Origin of the sequence: Streptomyces sp. NPDC089424, from assembly GCF_044749345.1 — a bacterium.
In the GTDB taxonomy this organism is placed as follows: Bacteria; Actinomycetota; Actinomycetes; order Streptomycetales; family Streptomycetaceae; genus Streptomyces.
The window spans coordinates 111,367-129,745 of the sequence record NZ_JBIVHU010000011.1 but is presented as its reverse complement, the minus strand read 5'-3'; the positions used below and the strand labels follow the sequence as shown (position 1 = coordinate 129,745).

The window sequence follows — 18,379 nt, the reverse complement described above, 5'->3', positions numbered from 1 at the left end:
GGACTCCTGCGGGCCGCTTCGGTCGGCAGTCGTCGTCAGTCGTCGTCGGTCGTCAGTCGTCGGCCGTCGCCGGGTCGACGACGCGGACTCCGAAGTGGGCGGTGAGGGCGGCGCAGGCGCGGCATGGGGCGGCGAAGCCGCCGTGCAGGGGGTCGCCGTCCTCGCGGATGCGGCGGGCGGTGAGCTTGGCCTGCTTGAGGGCCTTGCGGGCCTCGCCGTTGGTCATGGGTTTTCGGGCCGCGCGTCTGCTGCGGGCGGCGTCGGCGGCGGCGAGGTGCCGGGAGATGAGGATGGCCTCGGCGCAGCGGCCGGTGAAGCGGTCGCGCTGGGCGCTTGTGAGGGTGTCGAGGAAGTCCTGCACGAGGTGGTGGAGGGCGGGGGGCTGGTCGCCGCGGGCGGCGGTGCCGGTGAGGGTGGCGCCGCGGACGGAGAGGGCGGCGGCGACGGTCGGGAGTATGCCGTCGCGGCGGTGGTGGAGGGTGGGCGCGGGGCGGTCGTCGGTGGCGCTCCAGTTGATCCGGGGGTCGCCGGACGGGCCGGCGTGCGGCCCTGTTTGCGTCGCGTTCATGATCGTATTTCCCCTCCGTGCATCCCCCCGGCGGACACAGAGTGCCAAATGCCGTGGCCTGTGCGGAAGCTGGGGCGCCGCGACACGCCCGGGGCGAGGCAGGCTGTCACGGTGGGGTGACGGCTGGTCACCGTGGGCGGAGGAAGGGTTTCCGGTGCGGTGACGTGCGCCGGTGACCGGTTTCGTCGTACCGCATAGGCTGTTGGCACCACGAGGCGCGGGCAACGCGTTGGAGACAGTCGATACGGGGCGTAGCGGGCCGAAGGGTTCAAGAAGGTCCGCCACGGGTCGTACCAGAGTGCCGCAGGGGGCAACCGCCATGACGACAGGTCGGCTCGGGCTGGGGGCACCTCCCGGCCGCCAGGCCGGGGGAGAAGCCGCGCCGCCGAACGCGGCCTACGCCGGGCAGGTCGTGCACTTCCCGGATCCGGTCCGGGCGGCCCGTCACCCGGGAGGGGTGCGGGTGGACGAGAACGGCTACCCCGACTTCTCGGCCTACGCGCGTGCGGCCGCGGAGATCGCGGAACCGCCGGCGGGTTTCGGTGTGGACGAGTTGCGGCTGACGGACTACGTGTCGGCGAACGCGGCGCTGTCGGCGTCCGGTCACGACCTGTGGGACACGGTGGCGCCGGTGGCGACCCCGCACGGGTGGACGTGGCATCACGTGGTGGGGACGCGGCGGCTGGAGTTGGTGCCGGTCGAGGTGAAGGCGCTGTTGCGCCATCACGGCGGGATCGCCACGGCCGCGGTGGACCAGACGAAGCGGGGCACGCGGCCCCTCCAGGAGACGCGGCCGGCGCACTTCGGGTTGCCGAAGCCGGGTCTTGCGGTGACGGAGGCGCAGGTGCTGGGCGTCGAGGAGGACCTCGGGTACCGGCTGCCGGGCGCGTACCGCTCGTTCCTGAAGGCGGCCGGTGGCTGTGCGCCCGTCGGGACCGCGCTGGACGCGGAGTTGGGGCTGCTGATCGACCAGCCGTTCTTCACGGTGCGTGACGAGGCGGCGGTCAACGACCTGGTGTACGTGAACAAGTGCCTGCGTGACCATCTCACCAAGGACTACCTGGGTGTCGGGTTCGTGCAGGGCGGTCTGCTCGCCGTGAAGGTGAGGGGCGAGCGGGCCGGTTCGGTGTGGTTCTGCGCGTACGACGACGCGCGGGACGTCGATCCCTCGTGGGCTCCGGCCGAGCGGGTGGAGCGGTTGCTGCTGCCGGCCGGGGAGGACTTCGACGTCTTCCTGTCGCGGCTGGCGGGGTCGCCGCCGGAGTTGGACACGGTGGCGAATCTGATGGTGGACGGCGGTTTCGCGCGGGCGGTCGACGTCTCGTCCTCGGTGTCTGTGGGGGAGTGAGCTGACGATGGTGACCTTCGCGCAGGCGCAGGAGCGTGCCGAGGAGTGGATCAACGGGGACGTGCCGTCGTACCAGCATCGTGAGGTGCGGGTGCGGGAGTTCGAGCTCGGGTTCGTGGTGTGGGCCGAGGACCGCGCTGACGGGCCGCGGTCGGACGGCGGCACGCAGCGGCTGGTGATCGCGCGGGACAGCGGGGAGGCCACGCTCTGGCCGTCGCTGCCGGTGGGCGAGGTCGTCCGGCGCTACGAGGAGGAGTACGGGCGTCCGGAGGGGACGCCCGCGCCGGTGGCCGCGCCCCCGGAGCGGGTGGACCTCAACCAGACGTCGTTCCTGCTGAGTCCGCCGGAGTGGTTGCAGGAGGCGGCCGACAGGATGGGGATCCCGGACCGCCGGGGGGCGGCCGCGGCCCCCGGGGGCGACACCGGGGCGGGCCTGCCGGGCGGCGCCGTCGGCAGTGGGGCGGCCTGGCCCGCGGCCGCGGGCGGCGCCGAGGACGTGCCGCCGGCCGGGTCCGCGCCGTCGGGTGCGCCGGGTGCGCCTGCGGCACCGGCGGGAGCGACCCCGTGGGCCGGTACGGACACCAACGGGGATGCCGGTGAGGACCGTTCCGTGCCGCTGCCGGTGACGGTGTTCGCGCCGCCGTTGAGCGGGGCCGACGAGGAGGAGTCCCGGGTGGCTCCGCCGGAGGCGCAGACGGCGCTGATCGCGGGGGGAAGCCAGCTTCCGCCGACGACGGTCGCGCCGGTGCTGGACGAGGGGTCCTCGCAGGGCGCGGGTGCGCCGGCGCAGGCGCCGCTCGCGCAGACGTACGGCTATCCGCAGGGGGTGGCGGGCGCGGCGACGCCGGGTTCCGCCACGCCGCCGCCGGTTCCGGGTACGCCGGCTCCGGGGGTGCCCATGCCCGCGCCGGGGGCGCCGACGCCGCCGCCCGTTCCGGGTGCGCCCGTGCCGGGTTCGGCCACGCCTCCTCCGGGTGTTCCGGGCGGCCCGTCGTACGGGTCCGGGCAGACGCCGGGCGCGCCGCAGCCCTCGGCCGCGGACGCCGGGGACATCGCCGACGCCGCCACCTCCAAGGCGGCACCTCCGCCCCGTCGTGGGCGGGGCGGCGGCGCGACGCCGCCTCCGCCGCCGGGTGTTCCGGGGATGCCCGGCGCGCGGCCGGGAAGCACGCCCGCGCCGGGTACGCCCGGCGCGCAGGGCGCGTACGTGCCCACGCAGCTCGTCTCCTCCCTCGGGCCCGACGGACCCGAGGGTCCCGCGGCCGGTCCGGGCGCGCCGCAGGCGCCGGGTGCCCCGACCCCGCCCGGGCCGCCGGCTCCTCCGGGAACGCCGGGAACTCCGGGAACTCCGGGAACGCCGGGAACTCCGGGCGGGACGCCGCCCGGTGGGGCGCACCACGCGGCCACGATGCTGGCCGACCCCGGCCACACCGGGCCCGGGCGGGGAACACCGCAGCCTCCGGGCGCGCCCCAGGCTCCGGGTGCTCCGGGAGCCCCTGGCATGCCGGGTGCGCATCAGCCCCCCGGTGCGCCGGGCATCCCGGGTGTGCCGGGTGCGCAGGGTTCGGCCGGGGGTGCGCACGGCGCCGTGCACCACGCGGAGACCATGCTCGCCGGTCCCGCTGTCGGCGGTCCCGCCGCGCCCCCGCCGCCGCAGGCACCGGGTGTTCCCGGCGTGCCTCCCGGCGCCCCGCACCCGATGCCCCCGGCGCAGGGGGCGGTGCCGCCGCCTCCGGCTCCCGGGATGCCGATGCCGGGGCAGCCGCTTCCCGGGCAGCGTCCGGCGTACGGCTATCCGCAGCAGGGTCAGCCGACCGTCGGACCGGGCTATCAGGCCGTGCTGCGCTACCGCGCGCAGGACGGCTCGGAGCAGCAGCTGATCCGGCGTTCGGCGCCGGGTACGCCCCACCCGGAGTGGCAGATCTTCCACGAGCTGCGGGCCATGAACGTGCCGCCGGACCAGGTCCTGGAGCTGCACACCGAGTTGGAGTCGTGCGAGCTGCCTGGCGCGTACTGTGCGCGGATGATCCGCGAGCAGTGGCCGCAGGCGCGGATCGCGAGCATCGCGCCGTACGGCACGGATCACGCGAGCCGGCAGCAGGGCATGCAGCAGCTGCTGGCGCATCAGGGCGAGTTGCATCAGGTGGCGGACGGTCCCGCGCGCCCGGCGCCGGTGCGGGCGCCGCTCCCGTCGGTGCAGCCGGCGCCGCCGCTTCCGCCGGAGGCCGTGGCGCAGGAGCTGGCGGGGGCGTTCGGGCCGGGCGTGTTCCGGTTCGAGCAGGCCGCGGTGTCCCGGCAGGGCGTGCCGCCGGTCGTGGCCCACACGCTGGTGGCGGCCGGACTGCCGCTGGACATGGGGCCGTTCTTCTGGGCGCAGGCCCAGCCGGGCCGGCCGGTGCCGACGCTGGCCGAGCTGGCGCAGGAGCGTGGGGTGCAGCCCGCGGCGGACGCGGGCTCGTACCTCGTCATGGGCAGCGACTTCGGCAAGGCCCTGTGCGTGCAGTACGGCACGGCGCACATCGTGGCCGTACCGGTGGAGGCCGGGCCGGGCGGTGCGCCGGTGCCGCCGCAGTTCGTGAACACCGGGCTGCCCGAGTTCGTGCGCTGCCTGGCGCTGCTGGGCCGGATGTGGCGGCTGCGGTTCGGGCTGAACCAGGAGCAGGCGGGCCGCTGGACGGTCGACTTCCAGGCCCAGTTGGCGGCGCTCGACCCGGCGGCGCTGGCTTCGCCGGAGAGCTGGTGGTCGGTGCTGCTGGAGCAGATGTGGGACGGGTTGCTGTGATGTCCGCGGTGCGCTGACATCCCTTGCGGGGAGGGCCGGGCCCGGTCGTGAGACCGGGCCCGGCCCCTCTGTTTTCCGGAACGTGCAACCAGGAGCGCCCGGCGCGGAGTGTCGAATTATGACCATTTCTGTCCGATACATCAAGATATGCGCTAAATCGACATCGCTCGAGGAGTTCCGCAATGAGCAGCGCATCCGTGTCGTCGCATGGCTTCGCGCCAGTACGGGGGCGCGGTTACCGCCCCGAAGAGGTCGATGCCTACATCGAGGCCCTGTCCGAGGATCGTGACGCCGCCTGGGAGCGGGCCGCCCGTCTCACCGTGCTGGCCCGGGAGATGGAGGAGGAGCTGGAGGATCTGCGCGAGACGCTCGCCGAGCTGCCCCCGCAGACGTACGAGTCGCTGGGGGAGGGCGCCCGGCTGCTCTTCCAGGCGGCGCAGGACGAGGCCGCGGCGGTGCGGGAGCGTGCGCGGCGTGAGACGCGGGAGCAGGTCGCGGAGGCCGAGGCGTACGCCGACCGGGTGCGCCGGACGGCGCGGGAAGAGGCGGACGCGCTCGTGGCGGAGGTCGAGGAACGGGCCCGGCAGCGGGTGCTCGCGGCGAGCACGGAGGCGGACGAGATCCGGATCGAGGCCCGGCGGGAGGTCAAGGAGGGCCGCGCGGAGGCGCTGTCCGCGCTGCGCGAGCTCCGGCACCGCACCGCCGCGATGCTGGCCGAGCAGGAGAAGGCGCAGGCCGAGCGCTGGTCCGCGGTGGAGAACCAGGCCGTGGAGGGCGACGCCGTCGTGGACGCGGGCCTCGCCGAGCGGGTCGCGCGCGCGGAGGCCGAGCTGGCCGAGGCGGAGCGGGACTTCGCCGACGCCGAACAGGCTCCCGGGCGCGAGCAGGAGAAGGCACAGGCGCTGGCCGCCGAGGTGCTCGCGCAGGCCCGGGCGCGTGAGGACCAGATCGCCCGCGAGACCGAACGGGTCCTGCGGGAGCACGGGGAGCGCTGGGACGACGTACAGGCCCACATGGACTACGTCCGCAACAGCCTCGCAGCACTGACCGGCGGCCGGGCCCCCGCGGAATGACCGACCGGGCCCCCACCGGCCCGCCCACCGACCGACGCCGACGAAAGGCCCCGTCACCCCTTCCGGCGTACCGCTCCGGCCAGGATCCACGCCTCCACGGCCTCGTACTGGCGACGTTGCTCCTCCGCCTTCCGCCGGCCGGAGGCCATCGTGCCGAGCCAGCCGAAGGCGAAGCCGAGGGGGACGGAGACCAGGCCCGTGGTGGTGAAGGGGAAGTACGTGAAGTCGGCCTCGGGGAAGGCGGCGACGGGTGAGCCGGAGACCAGCTTGGTGCCCGGCGTCAGGACCAGCACCGCCAGCGAGCCGCCGATGAGGGTGCTCAGCAGGCCGGTGCGGGTGTAGCGGCGCCAGAAGAGGGAGTAGACCAGGGCGGGCGCTAGGGCCGAGGCGCCCAGGGAGAACGACAGGGTCACCAGCGGTTGCAGGCTGCGGTGCTGGACCATCGTGGCCAGCAGGATGGTCGGGATGCCGATCGCGACGGCGGAGAGGCGGGCCAGGGTCATCTCCCGGCGGGCGGACAGCTCCTGGACGCGTCCGGCGAAGACGTCGTGCGCCAGGGAGTTGGCGCAGGCGAGGATCATCCCGGCGACCGAGGCGAGCACCGTCAGGAAGACGGCGGTCGCGACCGCCGTGAACAGGAACGTCTCCCCGGTCGTCACCTCCGGCCCGAACGCGGCCTGGGAGCCGAGCAGATAGGCGGAGTTGCCCTGCGGGTCGGCGGCCGCGACGGTCTCGCGGCCCAGCAGCGCGGTCGCGCCCATGGCGACGACCGTGATGATCAGCACGAAGACCGCGACGCCGGACACCGCCCAGGACATCGACCGGCGCACCTGGCGGGCGCTGGACGCGGTGTACATGCGCATGGTGACGTGCGGCAGGCAACCGCCGCCGAGCACCACGCACAGCTCGGCGGTGATCATGTCGAGCCGGGGGAACGGGCCGCCCTCGAACTGCAGCCCGGAGCTGAGGAACGCTGCGCCCACCCCGCTCCGGTCCGCCGCCGTGTCGAACAGGGCGGCCGGGTCCCAGTCGAACTTGGCCAGCACCAGCGCGGCGACCACCGCCCCCGACCCGAGCAGCATCACCATCTTCAGGATCTGGATGAGCGCGGTCCCCTTCATCCCGCCGATCGCGGCGTAGCTGATCATCAGCGCGCCGAGGCCCACGATGCAGCCCGTCTCCACCGTCGTGCCGGACACCCCCAGCAGAAAGGCCATCAGCTGCCCGGTGCCCGCGAGCTGGACCAGCATCAGCGGCAGCAGCGCGGCCAGCGTCACCACGCAGGCGGTCATCCGTACGGCCCGCCCCGGCATACGGCGTGCGAAGGCGTCCCCCATCGTGAAGCGGCCCGCGTTGCGCAGCGGTTCCGCCAGCAGGAACATCAGCAGCAGCAGCGAGAGCGTGGTGCTGAGCGCCAGCACGATCCCGTCGTGGCCGTACAGGGCGATCACCCCGGCGGTGCCCAGCACGGTCGCCGCGGAGATGTAGTCGCCGGCGATCGCGAGGCCGTTGCGCATCGGGGACAGGGAGCTGTAGCCGGTGTAGAACTCGTCGAGGTCGTCGCGGTCGGGGCCGGTCATCACGCACAGCAGCAGCGTGATGGTGGCGACGACGGTGAACGCGACCAGCGTCATCGTCTCCGCGGACTCACTGAATCCGGTCATCGGCCGGCCCCCCGCTTGGCGTCGAGCGCGGCCTGCCGGCGGATGCGGTCCGCCAGGGGATCGACCCGTACGCGCGCCGTGCGCTCGTACAGCGCGATCGCCAGCCAGGTGACCGGCAGTTGGACCAGCGCGAGCAGCAGTCCGGTCGGCAGCCCGCCGGCCGCCCCGGCCGTCATGAAGCCCGGCGCGGCCGCGGACAGCACCAGGAACAGGGTGAAGTACCCGAGAGCGGTCAGCGTCGCCACCCGCCGCTGCCAGCGGTAGGCGCTGCGCAGGATGCGCAGGTCGCTGTGGTGTCCGAGCGGCGCGTGCACGGGCGTCGGCCGCCGGTCGGGTTCGGGCCGGGCCTCCGGCTGCCACGGGTAGGTGGGGTGGGTCCGCGAGGTGAGGGGCGGCGTGGACGCGGTGGGCGGGAGGCCGGGGAAGCGGGGCGGGTAGGGGTCGCCGCCGGAGGGCGGGTACGAGGGGCGGTGGGGAGGGGGCGGGTACGACGGGCGTCGGGGAGGTGGCGGGTACGGGTCGTGGGACATCCCGTGCTCCTTGCGTGGCTCGGGTCCGTGGCGGCGGACCGCAGGGAGGTGGGGGGCGGGCCACGCACGCTACTCGTGAGTTAAGGAACGCGCGACGTTTTCTCCAAACTGAGCGGTCGGTATGCGCTTACTTCCCCGACCCGTCGATGACCTGCGGTGTTACCCGCGTTAACTCAGACTTCTGGATGTGCCCGGCGTGGGTGAGGACTCGTCGATGACCGGGAAGCGGCGCGGAGCCAGCACCAGCAGCGCCAGGAAGGCGAGCGCGGCCGCGCACGCCGCCCCCAGGTACACCGCGTGGACCGCGTCGGCGACGGCCCGCCGGGTGGTCTCGGACACCGCGCCCGTGCCGAGGCCGTGAGCCACGGCGTCGAGGTCCGCGCTGCCCATGTGTCCGGCCAGCACGCCGTTGGCGACGGCGCCGAAGACCGCCGCGCCCACGGTCTGGCCGGTCTGGCGGCAGAAGAGGATCGAGGCGGTGGCCGTGCCGCGTTCCGACCAGCCCACCGTGGACTGGACGCCGACGATGAGGGGCAGCTGGAACAGGCCGAGCGCCGCGCCGAGGAGGAGCATCACCAGCGTCGGCTGCCAGGCCTGGCCCGGGTACGGCAGCAGCGGGAAGGCCAGCAGGATCACGGTCGCCGCGCCGATGCCCAGCATCGCCGTGTTGCGAAAGCCGATCCTGCGGTAGACGTGCTGGCTGCAGGCCGCCGAGACCGGCCAGCTCAACGTCCATACGGAGAGCACGAATCCGGCGGCGACCGGTCCGAGTCCGAGGACCGACTGGGCGTACGTCGGCAGGAAGACGGTCGGTGCGACCATCAGCAGCCCGAGCGCGCCCAGCGCGAGGTTGACCGCGACGATCGTCCGGCGGCGCCACACCCACCCGGGGATGATCGGCTCGGCCGCCCGGCGTTCCACCACCACCAGGAGCGCGACCAGCGCAAGTCCCGTGCCGAACAGGGCGAGCGAGGGCGCCGACAGCCACGGCCAGGCCACCCCGCCCTGCACCAGTGCCGTCAGCAGCACCCCGCCGCAGGCGAAGACGGTGAGCGCGCCCCACCAGTCCACCCGCGCGCGTGCGGCCCGCTCACGCAGCGGCTCGTGCAGGTGACGCACGATCAGCCAGAGCGCGAGACCGCCGACCGGCAGGTTGACCAGGAAGATCCAGCGCCAGTCGGCGTACGCGGCGAGGACCCCGCCGACCGCCGGGCCGGCGACCGCCGACACCGCCCACACCGTGGAGAGCCTGGCCTGGATCTTCGGGCGCTCCTGGAGCGGATACAGGTCGGCGGCGAGCGTCTGGACCGTGCCCTGGAGGGCGCCGCCGCCCAGGCCCTGGACGACACGGAAGGCGATCAGCGCCCACATGTTCCAGGCGAGCGCGCACAGCAGGGAGCCGAGCAGGAAGACGGACGCTCCCACGACGAGGACCGGTTTGCGGCCGAAGGTGTCGGAGAGCTTGCCGTAGACGGGCAGGGTCACGGTGACCGCGAGCAGATAGCCCGAGAAGAGCCACGAGAAGACCGAGAAGCCGCCCAGGTCACCGACGATCTGCGGGACGGCCGTGGAGACGACGGTGGAGTCGAGCGCCGCGAGCGCCATGGCGAGCATCAGTGCCGCCACGACCGCTCCCCGCCTGCCGGTCGCGGTGCGCTCGGCGGCGCCCCGCACCACGGGTCTGGTGCTGCCCACGCGGATTCCTTCCCCTTGCACCTATCTGCTGCCCGACAGCTTCCCACTTGACCCTCACGCGACGGGAGGGTGCACCCTGAGGAGGCCGGAGGGGGGACCCGACCCTGAGACGGACTCCGCCCTGAGGGTGACGGCCCCTAGGGGGTTCTCCGCACTACGGCTCGGGGAGGGTTCGTCCCGGCGGAGGACGAACGGCCGCCATGCCGTCCTTAACCTGGCTTTACGTCGTTGAGCGCCGCCGGGGAGGGCGGCCGGGGGGCGGTGCACCGCACCTTCGGGGGTGGGGTTTTCCTCAGTGCAAGAGGGGGCCGTGCACCATCGAGCGGCAGCCCCTCCTGCCGCCAGACTCATCGGCGTAGCACTTCGCGGCGCTGCACCTCGCACCACCCGGTACGACCCGGCACGGGCCGGCGGGCGCACTTCCGCGCCAACTCATGACCGACATAGGAGACATACGGTGACATCGGCTGTAACCATTCCCAGGCACGGGGGCACTGGAGAGCGTACGGCCGTAGCCGCGCGAGCGCGGCAGGTCGTCAAGGCATACGGGGCCGGGGAGACCCGCGTCGTCGCCCTCGACCATGTCGACGTGGACATCGCCCGCGGCCAGTTCACCGCGATCATGGGTCCGTCGGGCTCCGGCAAGTCCACTCTGATGCACTGCCTCGCCGGCCTCGACACCGTGACCAGCGGTCAGATCTACCTGGACGAGACGGAGATCACCGGCCTGAAGGACAAGAAGCTGACCCGGCTGCGCCGCGACCGGATCGGCTTCATCTTCCAGGCCTTCAACCTGCTGCCGACGCTCAACGCCATAGAGAACATCACGCTTCCCATGGACATCGCCGGCCGCAAGCCCGACAAGGCGTGGCTGGACCGGGTGGTGGAGACCGTCGGGCTCGCCGACCGGCTCAAGCACCGGCCGACGCAGCTCTCCGGCGGCCAGCAGCAGCGCGTCGCCGTGGCGCGTGCCCTCGCCGCCCGCCCGGAGATCATCTTCGGTGACGAGCCGACCGGGAACCTGGACTCACGCGCGGGCGCCGAGGTGCTGGGCTTCCTGCGCCGCTCCGTGGACGAGCTCGGGCAGACCATCGTGATGGTCACCCACGACCCGGTGGCCGCGTCGTACGCCGACCGGGTGCTGTATCTCGCCGACGGCCGGATCGTCGACGAGATGTTCCGGCCGACCGCCGAGACCGTCCTGGACCGCATGAAGGACTTCGACGCCCGGGGGCGCACGTCATGACCGTGCTGAAGACCTCGATGCGCAACTTCTTCGCGCACAAGGGGCGCATGGCCCTCTCGGCCGTCGCCGTGCTGCTCTCGGTCGCCTTCGTGTGCGGCACGCTCGTGTTCACCGACACCATGAACACCACCTTCGACAAGCTGTTCGCGGCCACCGCCTCCGACGTCACGGTCAGCCCCAAGGGCTCCTCGGACACCGGCGAGACCACCGCGGACAACGGCAAGCCGCCGGTCATGCCGGCCTCCGTCGTCGCCGAGGTCGGCCGGGCGGACGGCGTGAAGTCGGCGCAGGGGACGGTCTTCTCGACCTCGGTGACCGTCGTCGACGCCGACAAGGACAGCCTCTCCCCGACCAGCGGCGGGCCGACCATCGTCGGCAACTGGAACGCCAACGACGCCCGCACCATGAAGATCGCCTCCGGTTCCGCGCCGCAGGGCGCCGACCAGGTCATGGTCGACGCGGACACCGCCGACAAGCACGGCCTCGCCCTGGGTGACGGGATCGGCATCATCACCGCCGTCGGCACCCACCGGGCGAAGGTCACCGCCATCGCCGACTTCACCGTCACCAACCCCGGCGCCGCGATCTTCTACCTCGACACGAGGACCGCCCAGCAGGCCCTGATCGGTGAGACCGGGGTGTACACCAACGTCAACGTCACCGCCGCGGCCGGTGTCAGCGACGCCCAGCTGAAGAAGAACGTCGCCACGGCGCTCGACGGCGGCTACAAGGTGCAGACGGCCAAGGAGGTCGCCGACGCCAACGCCGCGGACGTCCAGGAGTTCATGGGCGTGATCAAGTACGCGATGCTCGGCTTCGCCGGGATCGCCTTCCTCGTCGGCGTCTTCCTGATCATCAACACGTTCTCGATGCTGGTGGCCCAGCGCACCCGCGAGATCGGCCTGATGCGGGCCATCGGATCGAGCCGCAAGCAGGTCAACCGCTCGGTGCTGATCGAGGCGCTGCTGCTCGGCGTCGTCGGCTCCGTGCTCGGCGTCGGCGCGGGCGTGGGGCTCGCGGTGGGGCTGATGAAACTCATGGGCGCCATGGGCATGAACCTCTCCACCGACGATCTGACCGTCGTGTGGACCACCCCGGTGGTCGGCCTCGTCCTCGGTGTCGTGGTCACCGTCCTGGCCGCCTACCTCCCGGCCCGCCGCGCCGGCAAGATCTCGCCGATGGCCGCCCTGCGCGACGCGGGCGCCCCCGCCGACGCCAGGGCCGGAGTCGTCCGGGCCGTGATCGGCCTGCTGCTGACCGGCGGCGGCGGGTTCGCGCTCTACCTCGCCGCGGCCGCCGACACCGCCGGTGACGGTGCGCTGTGGCTGGGCGCAGGTGTGGTGCTCTCGCTGATCGGCTTCGTCGTCATCGGCCCGCTGCTCGCGGGCGGCGTGGTCCGGGTGCTCGGGGCGATCGTGCTGCGGATGTTCGGCCCCGTCGGCCGGATGGCCGAGCGCAACGCGCTGCGCAACCCGCGCCGCACCGGCGCCACGGGGGCCGCGCTGATGATCGGGCTGGCGCTGGTGGCCTGCCTGTCGGTGGTCGGCTCCTCGATGGTCGCCTCGGCGACGGAGGAGCTCGACAAGAGCGTCGGCACGGACTTCATCGTGCAGTCCGACAGCGGGCAGCTGATCACCCCGCAGGCGGTCCAGGCCGTGAAGGACGCCGACGGCGTGGCCCGCGTCACCGAGTACAAGTGGACGCAGGCCGACTTCACCACCCCCGACGGCAAGACGTCCAAGGACACCGCCATCACGGCCGCCGACCCGACGTACGCGCAGGACCTGCGGGTCGAGACCGTCGCCGGCAACCTCGCCGACGCCTACCGGCCCGACTCGATGTCGGTCCACGAGGAGTTCGCCGAGGACCACGGCATCCGCCTCGGTTCCGCGGTCACGGTCGCGTTCAAGGACGGCTCCGAGGCCCGGCTGACGGTCCGGGCGATCACCAGCAGCGACGCGGTGATCGACCAGGGCGCGATGTACACGTCGATCGACACCCTGGCCTCGTACGTCCCGGCCGAGAAGATGCCGCTCGACACGCTGGTGTTCGCCTCGGCCGAGGAGGGCCGGGAGGCGGCCGCGTACACCGCGCTGAAGGCCGGTCTGGACGACTACCCGCAGTACAGCGTGCGGGACCAGACCGACTACAAGGAGGCCCTGAAGGACCAGATCGGGCAGCTGCTGAACATGATCTACGGCCTGCTGGCCCTCGCGATCATCGTCGCGGTCCTCGGCGTCGTGAACACGCTCGCCCTGTCGGTGGTCGAGCGGACCCGGGAGATCGGCCTGATGCGGGCGATCGGCCTCTCGCGCCGGCAGCTGCGCCGGATGATCCGCCTGGAGTCGGTCGTGATCGCCCTCTTCGGCGCCCTGCTGGGGCTGGGGCTGGGCATGGGCTGGGGCGCCACGGCGCAGCAGCTGCTGGCCCTGGAGGGGCTGGACGTGCTGGAGATCCCGTGGCCGACCATCGGCGCGGTCTTCGTCGGCTCGGCCTTCGTGGGACTGTTCGCCGCCCTGATCCCGGCGTTCCGGGCGGGCCGCATGAACGTCCTCAACGCCATCGCCACCGAGTAGCCACCGCATACGGGGGTTGCGGCGGACGGGCCCGGTGTCGGAAGTCCTGAGGGGACTTCCGGCACCGGGCCCCACGCCGTCCCGAGCCGTTCACTCCCGCGGGTGACATGTGCGGCGGCGACGTACCCTGGAGACCCCCGGCCCGCACCGCGTGTCGGGTGGTTCGCGTTGCCCACCCCCGGCTCGTCGCGAGCCCGGCCAGTCATCAGCCCCTGTCATCCCGGACGGAAAGCCCCCCATGAGCCTGCACGGTCTGCTCGACGCCGTCGTCAAGGACGCCGCACTCGCGGAAGCGATCAAGGCGGCCACGGACGGCAACCGGACGCACGTCGATCTGGTCGGCCCCCCGGCGGCCCGCCCCTTCGCGGTCGCCGCGCTGGCCCGCGAGAGCGGCCGCCCGGTGCTGGCGGTGACGGCGACCGGCCGCGAGGCCGAGGACCTCACGGCGGCCCTGCGCACGCTGCTGCCCCCGGACGGCGTCGTGGACTACCCGGCGTGGGAGACGCTCCCGCACGAGCGGCTGAGCCCGCGCAGCGACACCGTGGGCCGTCGCCTCGCCGTGCTGCGCAGGCTGGCCCACCCCCGGCCCGACGACCCGGAGACCGGCCCGGTCTCCGTCGTCGTCGCACCCGTGCGCTCGGTGCTCCAGCCGCAGGTCAAGGGCCTCGGCGACCTGGAGCCCGTGGCACTGAGGGGCGGGCAGACGGCCGACCTGAACGAGATCGTCGACGCCCTCGGCGCCGCCGCCTACGCCCGCGTGGAGCTGGTCGAGAAGCGCGGCGAGTTCGCCGTCCGCGGGGGGATCCTCGACGTCTTCCCGCCCACCGAGGAACACCCCCTGCGCATCGAGTTCTGGGGTGACGACGTCGAGGAGATCCGCTACTTCAAGGTCGCCGACCAGCGCTCCCTGGAGGTCGCCGAGCACGGCCTGTGGGCCCCGCCCTGCCGTGAGCTGCTGCTCACCGACGACGTGCGCGCCCGCGCGCGTCAGCTCGCCGACGAGCATCCCGAGCTCGGCGAGCTGCTCGGCAAGATCGCCGAGGGCATCGCGGTCGAGGGCATGGAGTCGCTCGCGCCGGTCCTCGTCGACGACATGGAGCTGCTGCTCGACGTGCTGCCGAAGGGCTCCATGGCCGTCGTGTGCGACCCGGAGCGCGTGCGCACGCGCGCCGCGGACCTCGTGGCGACCTCGCAGGAGTTCCTCCAGGCGTCCTGGGCGGCAAGCGCCGGCGGCGGCGAGGCGCCCATCGACCTCGGCGCGGCCTCCCTGTGGTCGATCGCGGACGTCCGCGACCGGGCGCGCGAGCTGGACATGATGTGGTGGTCGGTGTCGCCGTTCGCCGCCGACGAGGAGCTGGACGCGGCCACCCTCAAGCTCGGCATGCACGCCCCGGAGACCTACCGCGGCGACACCGCCAAGGCGCTCGCCGACACCAAGGGCTGGCTCGCCGACGGCTGGCGCACGGTCTACGTCACGGAGGGCCACGGCCCGGCCGCCCGCACCGTCGAGGTGCTCGGCGGCGAGGGCATCGCGGCCCGGCTGGACGCGGACCTCGGCGACATCTCCCCGTCCGTGGTGCACGTGGCGTGCGGCTCGATCGACCACGGCTTCGTGGACCCGGCGCTGCGGCTCGCCGTGCTCACCGAGACCGACCTGTCCGGCCAGAAGGCCGCCGGCCGCGACGGCCAGCGCATGCCCGCCCGCCGCCGCAAGACCATCGACCCGCTCACCCTGGAGGCGGGCGACCACATCGTCCACGAGCAGCACGGGGTGGGCCGCTACATCGAGATGGTGCAGCGCACCGTGCAGGGCGCGACCCGCGAGTACCTGGTCGTGGAGTACGCCCCCGCCAAGCGGGGCCAGCCCGGCGACCGCCTCTACATCCCCACCGACCAGCTGGAGCAGATCACCAAGTACGTCGGCGGTGAGGCGCCCACGCTGCATCGCCTCGGCGGCGCTGACTGGACGAAGACCAAGGCGCGGGCCAAGAAGGCCGTCAAGGAGATCGCGGCCGACCTGATCAAGCTCTACAGCGCGCGGATGGCGGCGCCCGGGCACGCGTTCGGCACGGACAGCCCCTGGCAGCGCGAGCTGGAGGACGCGTTCCCCTACGCGGAGACGCCGGACCAGCTGACGACCATCGCCGAGGTCAAGGAGGACATGGAGAAGTCCATCCCCATGGACCGCCTGATCTGCGGCGACGTCGGCTACGGCAAGACCGAGATCGCGGTACGGGCCGCCTTCAAGGCCGTGCAGGACGGCAAGCAGGTGGCGGTCCTCGTGCCGACCACGCTGCTGGTGCAGCAGCACTTCGGGACGTTCAGCGAGCGGTACGCGCAGTTCCCGGTGAGCGTGAAGGCGCTGTCCCGGTTCCAGACGGACACCGAGGCCAAGGCGGTCCTGGAGGGCCTGCGGGAGGGCTCGGTGGACGTCGTCATCGGCACCCACCGGCTGTTCTCCTCGGAGACCAAGTTCAAGGACCTCGGGCTCGTCATCGTCGACGAGGAGCAGCGGTTCGGCGTCGAGCACAAGGAGCAGCTGAAGAAGCTGCGCGCCAACGTCGACGTGCTGACGATGTCCGCCACCCCGATCCCGCGCACCCTGGAGATGGCGGTCACCGGCATCCGCGAGATGTCGACGATCACCACCCCGCCGGAGGAGCGGCACCCGGTGCTGACCTTCGTCGGCCCCTACGAGGAGCGGCAGATCGGCGCGGCCATCCGCCGTGAACTGCTGCGTGAGGGCCAGGTCTTCTACATCCACAACCGGGTCGAGTCCATCGACCGCGCGGCGGCCCGGCTGCGCGAGTTCGTCCCCGAGGCGCGGATCGCCACCGCGCACGGGCAGATGTCGGAGACGGCGCTGGAGCAGGTCGTCGTCGACTTCTGGGAGAAGAAGTTCGACGTGCTGGTGTCGACGACGATCGTCGAGTCCGGCATCGACATCTCCAACGCCAACACCCTCGTCGTGGAACGCGGTGACACCTTCGGCCTGTCGCAGCTGCACCAGCTGCGCGGGCGCGTCGGCCGCGGCCGCGAGCGCGGCTACGCCTACTTCCTGTACCCGCCGGAGAAGCCGCTGACCGAGACCGCCCACGAGCGGCTCGCCACCATCGCCCAGCACACCGAGATGGGCGCGGGCATGTACGTCGCCATGAAGGACCTGGAGATCCGCGGCGCCGGAAACCTCCTCGGCGGGGAGCAGTCGGGCCACATCGCGGGCGTCGGCTTCGACCTGTACGTCCGGATGGTCGGCGAGGCCGTAGCGGACTACCGGCGGCAGCTGGAGACCGGCGAGATCGAGGAGGAGCCGCCGCTCGAGGTCAAGGTCGAACTGCCCGTCGACGCCCACGTCCCGCACGACTACGCGCCGGGCGAGCGGCTGCGCCTGCAGGCCTACCGCGCGATCGCCTCCGCCAACTCCGAGGAGGACGTCAAGGCCGTACGGGACGAACTCGTCGACCGGTACGGCAAGTTGCCCGAGCCGGTGGAGAACCTGCTCCTGGTGGCCGGTCTGCGCATGCTCGCGCGCGCGTGCGGCGTAGGCGAGATCGTGCTCCAGGGGAACAACATCCGTTTCGCGCCGGTGGAGTTGCGCGAGTCCCAGGAGCTGCGCCTCAAGCGGCTCTACCCGGGGACGGTCATCAAGCCGGCGGTGCACCAGGTGCTGGTGCCGCGTCCGAAGACGGCGAAGGTGGGCGGCAAGCCGCTGGTCGGGCGGGAGCTGCTGGGCTGGGTCGGCGAGTTCCTCGCGTCGGTCCTGGGGTCCTAGCCGCCGGGGCCGGGCATGTGTCGCCGCCCGCGCGTGCTGCGCACCGCGGGCGGCTGCGCACGCCGGCTACGGCTGCTGGGGCCTGTCGCGGTCCATGCCCATCCTGCCCTCGATGTTCTGCTGGGCGCTGTCGACCTGACCCTCGTACTTGTTGCCCGTCCTGTCGTTGGCCTTCTTCTCCGCGGCGTCGGACATCTGCCGGGCCTTGTCGTGTGCTGCCTTGTGGCTCTTGAACCTGTCGAGGATGCCCATCCAGAGCTCCTTCCAGAGGTGTCCCAGATCCGACGATACGCCGGGAAGGGGACGTATGCCGGAAAAGAGGCCCTATGGTCTGGACCTCTCGACGGCTACCGTGTCCTCACGGACTGAGGCCGCGACGAGCACGACAAGGGGTGGGGACGCATCGTGAGGCGTCTGAGGGGTGGGGCGACGGCCGCGGGGATCGCCGCGGCGCTGTTCTTGACGGCGGGGTGCACGGAACAGGGCACCGCCACCGGGGGCCCGCGTGATGCGGCCGCCGGAGGCGCGGCCCTCACGGCGGCGGAGTCGCTGCCGGTGAAGGGCCGCGCGCCCCGCACGGGGTACGACCGGGACCGGTTCGGCTCCCCTTGGGCGGACACCGACTCCAACGACTGCGGCACCCGCGACGACATACTCAAACGGGACCTCGACGACGTGGAGTTCGGCGACGGCGGCTGCGAGGTGTCCTCCGGGACGCTGGACCCCGACCCCTACACCGGCAAGGACGTCGCCTTCGTACGCGGGCGCAGCCAGGTGGACATCGACCATGTGGTCGCCCTCTCGGACGCCTGGCAGAAGGGCGCCCAGCAGTGGGAGCCCGGCAAGCGCATCGCCTTCGCCAACGACCCGCTGAACCTGGTCGCGGTCGACGCCGGCACCAACCGCGCCAAGGGTGACGGCGACACGGCCACCTGGCTTCCGCCCAACCGGGCCTACCGCTGCGCGTACGTCGCCGCGCAGGTCGCCGTGAAGAAGAAGTACGGGCTGTGGGTGACGTCCGCCGAGAAGGCGGCGATGACCGGCGTCCTCGACGACTGCCCCGGGCAGCGGCTGCCCACCGGGGGCAACCCCACCGAGGCGCCGGCCCGCTTCCACGCCGACTGA

Annotated in this window: 12 protein-coding genes; 7 read left to right on the top strand and 5 right to left on the bottom strand. The window is 72.9% G+C overall.

All coding sequences use genetic code 11. The annotated features are described in order from the left end of the window. Positions 1–52: 52 nt before the first annotated feature. Positions 53–568: a YwqJ-related putative deaminase gene (locus ACIP2X_RS35250; protein ID WP_401681534.1), complete on the bottom strand. Its 516-nt coding sequence runs from the start codon at positions 566–568 to the stop codon at positions 53–55. Between the two features lie 319 nt (positions 569–887). Between ACIP2X_RS35250 and ACIP2X_RS35245 the strand changes: the two genes are divergently transcribed. The 3 genes from ACIP2X_RS35245 (at position 888) to ACIP2X_RS35235 (ending at position 5,771) form a co-directional block, all read left to right on the top strand. Continuing rightward, positions 888–1,916 carry an SMI1/KNR4 family protein gene (locus tag ACIP2X_RS35245; RefSeq protein WP_401681532.1) on the top strand — a complete coding sequence of 343 codons (1,029 nt, stop codon included), beginning with the start codon at positions 888–890 and terminating at the stop codon, positions 1,914–1,916. A 7-nt stretch (positions 1,917–1,923) separates the two neighbouring features. Continuing rightward, a complete protein-coding gene (locus ACIP2X_RS35240) occupies positions 1,924–4,698 on the top strand; it encodes an SUKH-4 family immunity protein (RefSeq protein WP_401681530.1) in 2,775 nt (924 codons plus the stop codon). Positions 4,699–4,880: 182 nt separating this feature from the next. Next, positions 4,881–5,771, top strand: coding sequence for a DivIVA domain-containing protein (locus ACIP2X_RS35235; RefSeq protein WP_401681527.1), 891 nt, complete (start codon positions 4,881–4,883; stop codon positions 5,769–5,771). Between the two features lie 53 nt (positions 5,772–5,824). Here ACIP2X_RS35235 and ACIP2X_RS35230 read toward each other — a convergent pair whose 3' ends face one another. The 3 genes from ACIP2X_RS35230 to ACIP2X_RS35220 all read right to left on the bottom strand — a co-directional run bounded on the left by ACIP2X_RS35230 (position 5,825) and on the right by ACIP2X_RS35220 (position 9,660). Next, positions 5,825–7,435, bottom strand: a complete 1,611-nt coding sequence (locus ACIP2X_RS35230) for a cation acetate symporter (RefSeq protein ID WP_401681524.1) — start codon at positions 7,433–7,435, stop codon at positions 5,825–5,827. Then, the gene (locus ACIP2X_RS35225; RefSeq protein WP_401681521.1) at positions 7,432–7,965 is read right to left on the bottom strand and encodes a DUF485 domain-containing protein; all 534 of its coding nucleotides are present in this window, start codon (positions 7,963–7,965) and stop codon (positions 7,432–7,434) included. Before ACIP2X_RS35225 ends, ACIP2X_RS35230 begins: the two co-directional genes overlap by 4 nt. Positions 7,966–8,133: 168 nt before the next feature. Beyond that, complete coding sequence (locus tag ACIP2X_RS35220) at positions 8,134–9,660, bottom strand: MFS transporter (protein WP_401681518.1); 1,527 nt, start codon at positions 9,658–9,660, stop codon at positions 8,134–8,136. Between the two features lie 457 nt (positions 9,661–10,117). On the opposite strand from ACIP2X_RS35220, the gene ACIP2X_RS35215 reads away from it, so the two are divergent. From ACIP2X_RS35215 to mfd, 3 genes are all read left to right on the top strand, one after another. Then, positions 10,118–10,906 carry an ABC transporter ATP-binding protein gene (locus ACIP2X_RS35215; protein WP_401681515.1) on the top strand — a complete coding sequence of 263 codons (789 nt, stop codon included), beginning with the start codon at positions 10,118–10,120 and terminating at the stop codon, positions 10,904–10,906. Next, positions 10,903–13,482 carry an ABC transporter permease gene (locus tag ACIP2X_RS35210; RefSeq protein ID WP_401681512.1) on the top strand — a complete coding sequence of 860 codons (2,580 nt, stop codon included), beginning with the start codon at positions 10,903–10,905 and terminating at the stop codon, positions 13,480–13,482. The genes ACIP2X_RS35215 and ACIP2X_RS35210 overlap by 4 nt, the downstream gene beginning before the upstream one ends. A 238-nt stretch (positions 13,483–13,720) precedes the next feature. Next, complete coding sequence (mfd, locus tag ACIP2X_RS35205) at positions 13,721–17,254, top strand: transcription-repair coupling factor (RefSeq protein ID WP_401681509.1); 3,534 nt, start codon at positions 13,721–13,723, stop codon at positions 17,252–17,254. A gap of 66 nt (positions 17,255–17,320) precedes the next feature. Here the strand turns inward: mfd and ACIP2X_RS35200 are convergent, their stop codons facing one another. Beyond that, positions 17,321–17,506, bottom strand: a complete 186-nt coding sequence (locus ACIP2X_RS35200) for an antitoxin (RefSeq protein WP_401681506.1) — start codon at positions 17,504–17,506, stop codon at positions 17,321–17,323. Between the two features lie 153 nt (positions 17,507–17,659). Between ACIP2X_RS35200 and ACIP2X_RS35195 the strand changes: the two genes are divergently transcribed. After that, on the top strand, positions 17,660–18,379 hold the full coding sequence (locus ACIP2X_RS35195) for an HNH endonuclease family protein (protein ID WP_401681503.1): 720 nt from the start codon (positions 17,660–17,662) through the stop codon (positions 18,377–18,379).